Raw genomic sequence first — 8,073 nt, 5'->3', positions numbered from 1 at the left:
TTTGGCATGTCGATCTCCGAAAAAGCCGCCCTAAAATGAGGGATAACTTACCGCGTCACTGTCTCAAAGATTGTAGGCGCGTAGGGAAAGGTGGTCGAGGCCAGAAGGTCGACGGTGAGCAGACCCTCTGGCAGATTGAACAACTCCAGGCCCACATTGCCGTTGACCGTTGCGCCTGTGTCGTAAACCAGCTTCAGCCGGTAGTCGGTATCGTGAAGCAGATCGAGCGTGACGAGCGGCGCCGCCGCCGTTGTCGAGGCAGACAACACATTGAGGCCCGAGCGAAGCGCGATACCCACGTTGGCGGCGCCAAGGACGTCCAGACCAATCGGGCGACCGACGTCGATGTCCGTCCAAACGGTGTAGCGCTTGTTGGGAATCCACGGCGTGCCGCTCAGAACCTGGCTGAAATAGCCGCTGTTCGAGAGGAGTCCGCCGACATTGATCCCGATGAGCCCCTGGATGTTTGCCGTCTGCGCGACCGCGTCGATTGTAAGAGTGGGTGGCGCGAGGACCGCGAGAATTCCGGTAAACGTCCCTGTCCAGGGTGTGCCCGCCGACCCGATGGCAACATCGACGCCAATGGGGGTGAGGATTCCGCCGCCGATGCTGCCGGCGTTTGCCGGGAGCGAGAAGTCGCCGTTCGGTACATTGATCAAGCCGGCGGTGGCTCCGAAGGAAGTCATCAATCCGGCGAGGCAGGCGGTTACCGCAAGTCGGCGCTTCATGCGCGACGAAGCCGAATGGGCTGATGGGTTCGTATTCTGGTTGTTGCGATTCATGACGTTCTCCTGTCCGTTCGAATAATGGATGGATATTGACGGGATCAATTTCACTGCCAGTTATTCGCGGAACCATTGATGCATTTGACTGTGTTCCGTCGACCGACTCTCTCTGCCCTGCGGTTTTAATGTCGCAATGCGGGAAGCGCCCCTCGACCCCCTTTTGGTTTCGCCCGACCGAGGCCGGTTTGTCTGTGCGGAAGGATCGTCGTTGGAGTATCGAGTTGGAGCGTCCTGTCCACGAATCCATACTGCCCGCGGTTGGATGTCGCACGCATGCTGTAAGAATTGACAGGTTTTTGATTTTTGGCAGGGATATTGCTTGTTTGCCCCTCAACGCGAATAAGGACAATCCCTCAATATCGAATGGATGCGAGCGACGGGCACTATCAAATGGGAATGGAATTTCTCGCAAAGCGATTATCTCAACTTCAATTAGATCGATATATAAGTCATTGGACAAAATAGATCGTTCTAAATATCGCGATGGCTCGTTTCGAAGAGTCGCAGCGGTCAGGCTTCTGTTGGTGACCGCTGCGAGTGCCTAGGGAACGTCAGCGAGTTGTCCAGATACTCCCGTCGCGTCGAGAACTACGCCGCCTGTTCCAGCGAAACGCACACGAGCGCACCGTTGACGGCTAGCTGCGTCGCTTCATCGAGGGGGAGGCGGAATGCAATGCTCATGACATTGCCGATTCGCTTCGGCCGACCCAGCCGATGGACCGTGAATCCGAGTTGCCTGAGCATGCGCTCGACGGCCACGTTGGTGACGCCGACAATTGCGTCAAGACCCCTTGCTACTCCGAAGCGCAACATTGCGCGCAGCATTTCCGCGGGAAGATGACTGAAGCCATAGCTGCCGCTTGCGTGTTCCGGAGCGACCGCAAAACGGCTGATTTCCCAGACGCGCGGATCTGCTGGTGCGCTCACTTCGTCGAGCAGTGTCGGGAAAACGTCGCGAAGCATGTACGGCCCCGTCGTCGGCAGCATGCGCCAACAGCCAACCGCCGAAGTTCCGGAGGAATCGGACGCGACGAGGTAGTGGGGCCCGATCAGGTCATACCAGTCGTGCTCGCGCCCGAATTCGCTGTGCACCGGCCAGCCAAGGCGATCATGGAACACCTCATGCCGCAGGCGGAACATGCTGTCGAGCAGTGATGCATTGAGCTGACCTTGGCCAGCGCGATCGATGATGAGGTGGTTCATGTTGATCTCCTCCGCGACATTGCGGAGGACCAACAAGGGCATTGCACTGCACAAAATTACAGCTGTAAGGACTTACAGGCGGCGTTCGCTCATCGAGACGTATTGGTCATGCAATCGTCGACAGACGAAATCGATGGCGTATCAGGGCGTAATGAGGCCAGAAACGATCGCTCTCGCCACGGCGGCCTGTCGTCCGCTGACACCCAGCTTATGGGTTGCATTCTGCAAGTGGAACACCACCGTGCGTTCCGCGACATTCAACAGCTTGCCGATTTCCCAACTGGTCTTTCCCGCCGCTACCCAGTGGAGGCATTCCACTTCCCTTGCCGTCAGGTGCGGAGCTGTGACCGGCAAGGCGCCAGGCGCGAAGCGCCGCCCTGCGTCATGAATGCAGTGCGCCAGCAAATGGAGGTGAGGCACGATTTGCTGCAGGTCGCGAGTGGCAATATGGGTTTTCGATGCAAATGAAACGAGTCCCCAATGACAACCGAGGCCATGCACGGGAATTGTCACTCCGGAGTCCAGCCCAATCTCCCGAGCTTCGTTGAACATCCGCGAAACCGCGCTGCTGCGTCGGTCGCCCGGCTTCGTTGGATCGTCGCGCTGTGGCCACAGGAGCGGCGTCGCGTGCGCCTGGCAGTGCGCGATCACCGGATCGAGCCGAAGGTACTCCTGCGTGAAGTAGTGGCTGACCCACTCCTTCGGATATCCGCCGAGCAGGTACTGACCCTTGCGGTCATCGATGATGGGCAGGTCCAAACCGTACATCCAGTGATCGAATCCGACTGAGCGGGCGAGGGCACCGATCGTCGATGCAAGCTGCTCTTGCGTATCGCACGCCTGGAGGAGCTCAATGTTTTCAATTCCCAGGAACATCGTGCTATCTCCCATCCGCTGAGAGTCCAGAGCGGATCCGGGAGCTGCATAACTCCAGCTCGGCTGCGCGTCGGGCCAAACCATCGGCAACTGCCGCTCGCGTTGTAATGTTCATGTTCATGCCTTCCCCCCGGCCAGGCGCCTAGGGGTACTTTTTGGCAGGGATACGAACAATGAGCAAACCGCCGAACCATTAGCCTGACTTTAGTTTCGTCGTCTTGTTGGAGGCCAGTTCCTGCACGAGTGACACCAGCAGGTCGCGCGTACGGGGGCGCATGGTGCGCAGGCAGGTGAGTACGGTTTCCTCCACCGGATTTTGAGCGAACACGCTGAGCACAAGCGTCGGAGATTCCTCCTGAGACGCTGATTTCCGCGCAGATTTGGCGCCCGATCCCGTCGCCAGCCAATCAAGTGTGACGTTGGTGGCGACGGCCACGCGGAGCAGGTGATTCAGGTCCGGCTTCGTTCCACGCGGGCTTTCCCACTGCGCGACAGCACTGGAGGTGACGCCGGCCTGATCAGCCAGCTCTGCCTGGGACAGTCCTGTGCGCTGCCGGGCGAGACGGATGCGATCCGCCATGGCGGTGAGCATCGGGTTAGTCGGGCTTGGTATTTTCACTTAGCTCTACTTATCCATTAGCGGGGCTTTTATTTCGCGCCGTGGCCGCATGCCGTCACGTCGATCAAACGCGCAGTTTGAGATGAACCCGGAACCGTAGTGCCGCTCGCAGGATACCCGGCGCAAAGGCGCAGTGCGGGCCCGCGCAATCAGCGATGCAATGATTCGCGCCCGAACCCACCCGAACACAGCGGCGCCAGCGGGTGGTCATGACGTATTTGACGCAATGTACACTTTTTCAATGTCAATGTGAGAGTCCTCCGCAAAAGGTAGTGGGTCGCGATCAGATCAGTCACCGAAAACTTCGTTCACCGCTGCAATATTCCACCGCGAGCGCCGGTCCTCAAGAGCATTGGTTCCCCATCTTCCGGCTTTACAGCATTCACTACGTTGGAGCATGCACATGAGCACAGGTCCCCATTCAGATTCGAAGCGCCAAGCGCGCCGACAGTGGCTGCTCGCCGCTGGCGCCGCAGCAGGCGGATATGCGGTTCTCCGGTTTGCCACATCCGGCACGCTCGTTGCCAACGCAGCGCCGGCGGAGTCGTTCGAGGTCAGCCATTCGGATGAAACGTGGCGAACTCTGCTGACTCCGCAGCAATACGCAATCCTTCGGCAGGAAGGGACAGAGCGCGCATTCACCAGCCCGCTCAATGAGGAAAAGCGTCGCGGGGTCTTTGCGTGCGCTGGCTGTAGCCTTGATGCGTTCTCATCCGAGACCAAGTTCGAAAGCGGGACCGGCTGGCCAAGTTTCTGGAAGCCGCTGCCCAACGCGATCAATCAGCGGAGCGATCGCTCGCTCGGCATGGTCCGCGACGAAGTGCACTGCAGGCGATGTGGCGGCCATTTTGGTCACGTCTTTGACGATGGTCCGCAACCGACCGGACTGCGTTATTGCATGAATGGTCTTTCCCTGAAATTCAATCCGGCGTCCTGAATTTCCGAACTCATGCGCTGCTGCGGGACCTCGCCTGCTCCTCAGGCATGCCTACCATCATCAGCGCTCCTATCCTGCCGGTCGTCACGTTCGTGTTCGCGGGCGCCGATCGGACATGCAAGGCGTTGTATTTTGCCGATTTGATGCTCAAGGAGTATGAAAATGAAGACACGTTCCGATTCGCGCTTCCCGTCGCTGGTTCGATTGCTGCCGATGGCATGCGCGCTGGCAATCTCGGCCAGCTGGGTTGGCTTGATGGTCTGGCAGGTGCCCGCGACGGGCGGGGAGCGCGCCGTGCTGGTGCCCGCACCGGCGGTCGATGAAGCCATCAGCTCGAGCAGCAGCGAAAAGGCGATCTTTGCCGGCGGATGTTTCTGGGGCGTGCAGGGTGTGTTCCAGCACGTGCAGGGTGTGAGCAAGGCAGTCTCGGGTTATGCAGGCGGTCAGGCAGCCGATGCGCACTACGAGCGCGTCGGCCTCGGCAATACGGGCCATGCGGAATCGGTCGAGGTCACGTTCGATCCGCACAAGATCAGCTATGGCCAGTTGCTGCAGATCTATTTCTCGGTCGCGCACGATCCGACCGAGCTCAATCGGCAAGGCCCCGATACCGGGACTCAGTATCGTTCCGCAATATTCCCGGTCGATCAGGGACAACAGAAGGTCGCCGAGGCGTATGTTTCGCAGCTCGGGAAGGCTGGCGTGTATCCCGCTCCCATCGTGACAACGATCGAGATGGGGAAGAGCTTTTATACGGCCGAGGGATACCACCAGGATTTCCTGGTGAACAATCCAACGTACCCATACATCGTCGCGAACGATTTGCCGAAAGTCGAAAATCTGAAGCAGATGTTTCCCGACCGCTATCGCAGCGAGGCGACGCTGGTCGCATCATCGGTCCGATAGGTCTCTGCTATTGCACTGCATGGGTCCGCCGTCGCACTGCGTGCGCTCGCGTGCAAACTGCTGGCGCTGATGCATGCGGTCATGCGGTTGAATCGTTTGGCTTTTCCGCGACGCGCAGAGTGAACAAACCACCGAGAAACAAGCTGATTCCACCGAGCATCAGCGCATTGATTGGCTGGTTGGCGAAGAATGTCTTGAGCAGAAATCCGAGGGTGCTCGCCGCGAGCAACTGCGGGATCACGATGAACAGATTGAAGATGCCCATGTACACGCCCATCTTCGCCTCGGGAACAGAGTCGGAAAGCAACGCGTACGGCAACGAAAGGATGGAGGCCCACGCGAAGCCGACGCCCGCCATCGAAAGAAGCAGCCAGCGCGGATCGTGGATCAGCAGAAACGACACGAGACCGAGTGCACCCAACGTCAGGTTGAACATGTGGGTGAGACGCAATCCCCACCAGCGCGTCATCCACGGAATGAGGATGGCGGCGATGATCGCAAACGCGTTGTACGATGCGAACAGGACGCCGACCCAGTTCGCGCCGTCGTTGTAGGCAGCCGATGCGGTGTCGCGCGTTCCGAAGTGCACTTGCGTGACTGCAGCCGTGGTGTAGATCCACATTGCGAACATCGCGAACCAAGAAAAATACTGCACGATCGCAAGCTTGCGCATGGTGGCGGGCATGGACAGAAGATCGTCGATGATCTCGACGAACACATTGCGCCGGCGCCCCGCGCCCGCAGCGATCTGCACCAGACCGTAGGCAATCATTCCGACGCCAGGCAGAAACAAGAGTGCGTCGAACTTCAGCCACCACGCAGCGAGCAACGCGACGAGCCCGGCGACGAGCCACAATTTGCCCATTTCTCGTATCTGCGCGAAGAGCCGCGGATCCGTACCAGGCGTTTCGACCTGCGTTGCTTCGAACGAGACCACGGGCGGATACTCGCGGGTGGACATCACCGTCCATCCCATGGCTGCGATCATCGCGATCGCCCCCGCGTAGAACGACCATTTGACCGTCTCGGGAATGGATCCTGCGACGGCGATGTTGCTCACACCAAAGTGCGCGAGCAGCCACGGCAGCAGGCTCGCGATGACCGATCCGACCGCGATGAACAGGGTTTGCATCGCATACCCCGCCGCACGCTGCGACGGTGGCAGCTGGTCGCCCACGAATGAGCGAAACGGGCCGAGTGCGACATTGATCGATGCATCCAGCACCCACAGCAGGCCCGCTGCCACCCACAGGGTCGGAGAATTGGGCATCGCCAACAGCGCGAGCGAAGCCAGCGTCGCTCCGACAAGAAAGTAAGGGCGTCGTCGTCCGAAACGTCCCCAGGTGCGGTCGGAGAAATAGCCGATGATCGGCTGCACCAGGACGCCGGTCAGGGGGGCTGCAATCCACAACGCAGGAATATCGTCGGCACTCGCGCCGAGCGTCTGGAAAATGCGGCTCACATTCGAATTCTGCAGCGCGAATCCGAACTGGATTCCGACGAAGCCAAAGCACATGTTCCAGATCTGCCAGAAATCCTGGCGCGGCTTGGCGGTCATGGAATCGTCCACAGCCGTTCGCGCGAACCGACTCCGTTGCGCGCAGTCGCCATCAGATCGGCTTGGCCGACGAATGCACCGGGGCCGGGCCGGTCGACTGGCGGATGCGCAATTCGTACGGGACACGGATCAGCTGACCGCCGCCTGTGTCGCGGATCGACGCCAGCAACTGTTCCGCGGCGATACGGCCCATGTCACGGCAGGGTTGATGCACCGTGGTGAGGCTTGGCCACACCTGGCGGGAACTGGGGGTGTCGTCGAACCCGAACACCGACAAATCCCGTGGAATCGCCATCCCTCGCTCGAGTGCTTCGTGCATGACGCCGCACGCGCTGTCGTCGTTCGCGGCGAAGATCGCGGTCGGGGGTTCGGCGAGATCGAGGAGGGTGCGTGCTCCGATGATCCCCGCTTCGAACGAGAATCCGCCGTCGACGATCAGCGAATCGTCGACGGGAATTGCTGCCTTTCGCAATCCATCGCGATACCCCGCAAGTCGCCAAGCCCGTCCGCCATGCGGGGCTGGCCCTGCAATGTGCGCGATACGACGATGACCGAGCCCCACTGCGTGCGCGATCATGTCGGCAGCGGCCTTGCGCTCGTCGAGGATCGTTCCGATCTGCGCAAGGCCGAGCTTCGCTCTCGCCGAGATCGTCGCGTAGCGTACGCCCAGTTCGTCGAGGCGGCGCAGGAGCCGCAAATCGTCGGCAAACGGAGGGACAAGGATCAACCCGTCGGGGCGGAATTGCGCAATGGATTCTTCCACCGCATCGACGTGATCGGAATTTGAATACTCCAGCGGGCGCAGCATCGCGCTGTAATGCGAGTCTTCGCACGCGGCCAGCATGCCGACGATGATCTCCATGATGTAGCTGGATGCCGCGGCTGGATCGTCATAGACCAGCGAAATCAGGTACGACCGATTGCCCGCAAGGCTGCGAGCGGATGGATTGGGCCGGTAGTTGAGTGCCTTGGCCGCGCTCTCGACTTTGAGACGGGTCTTTTCGCTGACGTTGGGTTCGCGATTGAATACGCGCGACACGGTTTTCATGGAGACGCCGGCCGTTTCCGCGACGTCTTCGATTCTCGCTCGCATCGATCGCTACTCCAGCATGGACAGGCAGCGTCGCGACGACCTACTCGTCGTCCCGCACAAGGGTGATGATAGCGCTGTCATGTCGCTGGATTGGAA

At 59.9% G+C, this 8,073-nt stretch carries 8 protein-coding genes; 2 read left to right on the top strand and 6 right to left on the bottom strand.

Annotation, left to right across the window (positions count from 1 at the left end):
* Window positions 1-47: 47 nt before the first annotated feature.
* The 4 genes from ABIV12_RS00530 to ABIV12_RS00515 all read right to left on the bottom strand — a co-directional run bounded on the left by ABIV12_RS00530 (window position 48) and on the right by ABIV12_RS00515 (window position 3,444).
* Window positions 48-782 carry a hypothetical protein gene (locus ABIV12_RS00530; RefSeq protein WP_348055131.1) on the bottom strand — a complete coding sequence of 245 codons (735 nt, stop codon included), beginning with the start codon at window positions 780-782 and terminating at the stop codon, window positions 48-50.
* 591 nt (window positions 783-1,373) lie between these two features.
* Window positions 1,374-1,988 (bottom strand): acyl-homoserine-lactone synthase, encoded by a 615-nt coding sequence (locus ABIV12_RS00525; RefSeq protein ID WP_348055129.1) that lies wholly within the window; start codon window positions 1,986-1,988, stop codon window positions 1,374-1,376.
* A 141-nt stretch (window positions 1,989-2,129) separates the two neighbouring features.
* The gene (locus ABIV12_RS00520) at window positions 2,130-2,864 is read right to left on the bottom strand and encodes a LuxR family transcriptional regulator (RefSeq protein ID WP_348055127.1); all 735 of its coding nucleotides are present in this window, start codon (window positions 2,862-2,864) and stop codon (window positions 2,130-2,132) included.
* Window positions 2,865-3,057: 193 nt separating this feature from the next.
* Window positions 3,058-3,444, bottom strand: coding sequence for a helix-turn-helix domain-containing protein (locus ABIV12_RS00515; protein WP_348055125.1), 387 nt, complete (start codon window positions 3,442-3,444; stop codon window positions 3,058-3,060).
* Between the two features lie 442 nt (window positions 3,445-3,886).
* Here ABIV12_RS00515 and msrB point away from each other — a divergent pair, with 442 nt between their 5' ends.
* Both msrB and msrA read left to right on the top strand, forming a co-directional pair.
* Window positions 3,887-4,420 (top strand): peptide-methionine (R)-S-oxide reductase MsrB, encoded by a 534-nt coding sequence (gene msrB / locus ABIV12_RS00510; RefSeq protein ID WP_348055123.1) that lies wholly within the window; start codon window positions 3,887-3,889, stop codon window positions 4,418-4,420.
* A 162-nt stretch (window positions 4,421-4,582) separates the two neighbouring features.
* Window positions 4,583-5,326: a peptide-methionine (S)-S-oxide reductase MsrA gene (msrA, locus tag ABIV12_RS00505; protein WP_348055120.1), complete on the top strand. Its 744-nt coding sequence runs from the start codon at window positions 4,583-4,585 to the stop codon at window positions 5,324-5,326.
* A 79-nt stretch (window positions 5,327-5,405) separates the two neighbouring features.
* On the opposite strand, the gene ABIV12_RS00500 is transcribed toward msrA, so the two are convergent.
* Together ABIV12_RS00500 and ABIV12_RS00495 are read right to left on the bottom strand one after the other, a co-directional pair.
* Window positions 5,406-6,884 carry an MFS transporter gene (locus tag ABIV12_RS00500; RefSeq protein ID WP_348055118.1) on the bottom strand — a complete coding sequence of 493 codons (1,479 nt, stop codon included), beginning with the start codon at window positions 6,882-6,884 and terminating at the stop codon, window positions 5,406-5,408.
* Window positions 6,885-6,936: 52 nt separating this feature from the next.
* A complete protein-coding gene (locus ABIV12_RS00495; protein WP_348055116.1) occupies window positions 6,937-7,977 on the bottom strand; it encodes a LacI family DNA-binding transcriptional regulator in 1,041 nt (346 codons plus the stop codon).
* Between the last annotated feature and the right edge of the window lie 96 nt (window positions 7,978-8,073).

Source organism: Dokdonella sp. (genome assembly GCF_039926425.1).
GTDB lineage: Bacteria > Pseudomonadota > Gammaproteobacteria > Xanthomonadales > Rhodanobacteraceae > Dokdonella_A.
The sequence above is the reverse complement of the archived record's forward strand: the minus strand, read 5'-3'. Positions and strand labels throughout refer to the sequence as shown.

Coding starts and splice junctions, on each gene's coding strand:
- ABIV12_RS00530 (WP_348055131.1), bottom strand. CDS start 782: ATGAATCGCAACAACCAGAATACGAACCCATCAGCCCATTCGGCTTCG.
- ABIV12_RS00525 (WP_348055129.1), bottom strand. CDS start 1,988: ATGAACCACCTCATCATCGATCGCGCTGGCCAAGGTCAGCTCAATGCA.
- ABIV12_RS00520 (WP_348055127.1), bottom strand. CDS start 2,864: ATGTTCCTGGGAATTGAAAACATTGAGCTCCTCCAGGCGTGCGATACG.
- ABIV12_RS00515 (WP_348055125.1), bottom strand. CDS start 3,444: ATGGCGGATCGCATCCGTCTCGCCCGGCAGCGCACAGGACTGTCCCAG.
- msrB (WP_348055123.1), top strand. CDS start 3,887: ATGAGCACAGGTCCCCATTCAGATTCGAAGCGCCAAGCGCGCCGACAG.
- msrA (WP_348055120.1), top strand. CDS start 4,583: ATGAAGACACGTTCCGATTCGCGCTTCCCGTCGCTGGTTCGATTGCTG.
- ABIV12_RS00500 (WP_348055118.1), bottom strand. CDS start 6,884: ATGACCGCCAAGCCGCGCCAGGATTTCTGGCAGATCTGGAACATGTGC.
- ABIV12_RS00495 (WP_348055116.1), bottom strand. CDS start 7,977: ATGCGAGCGAGAATCGAAGACGTCGCGGAAACGGCCGGCGTCTCCATG.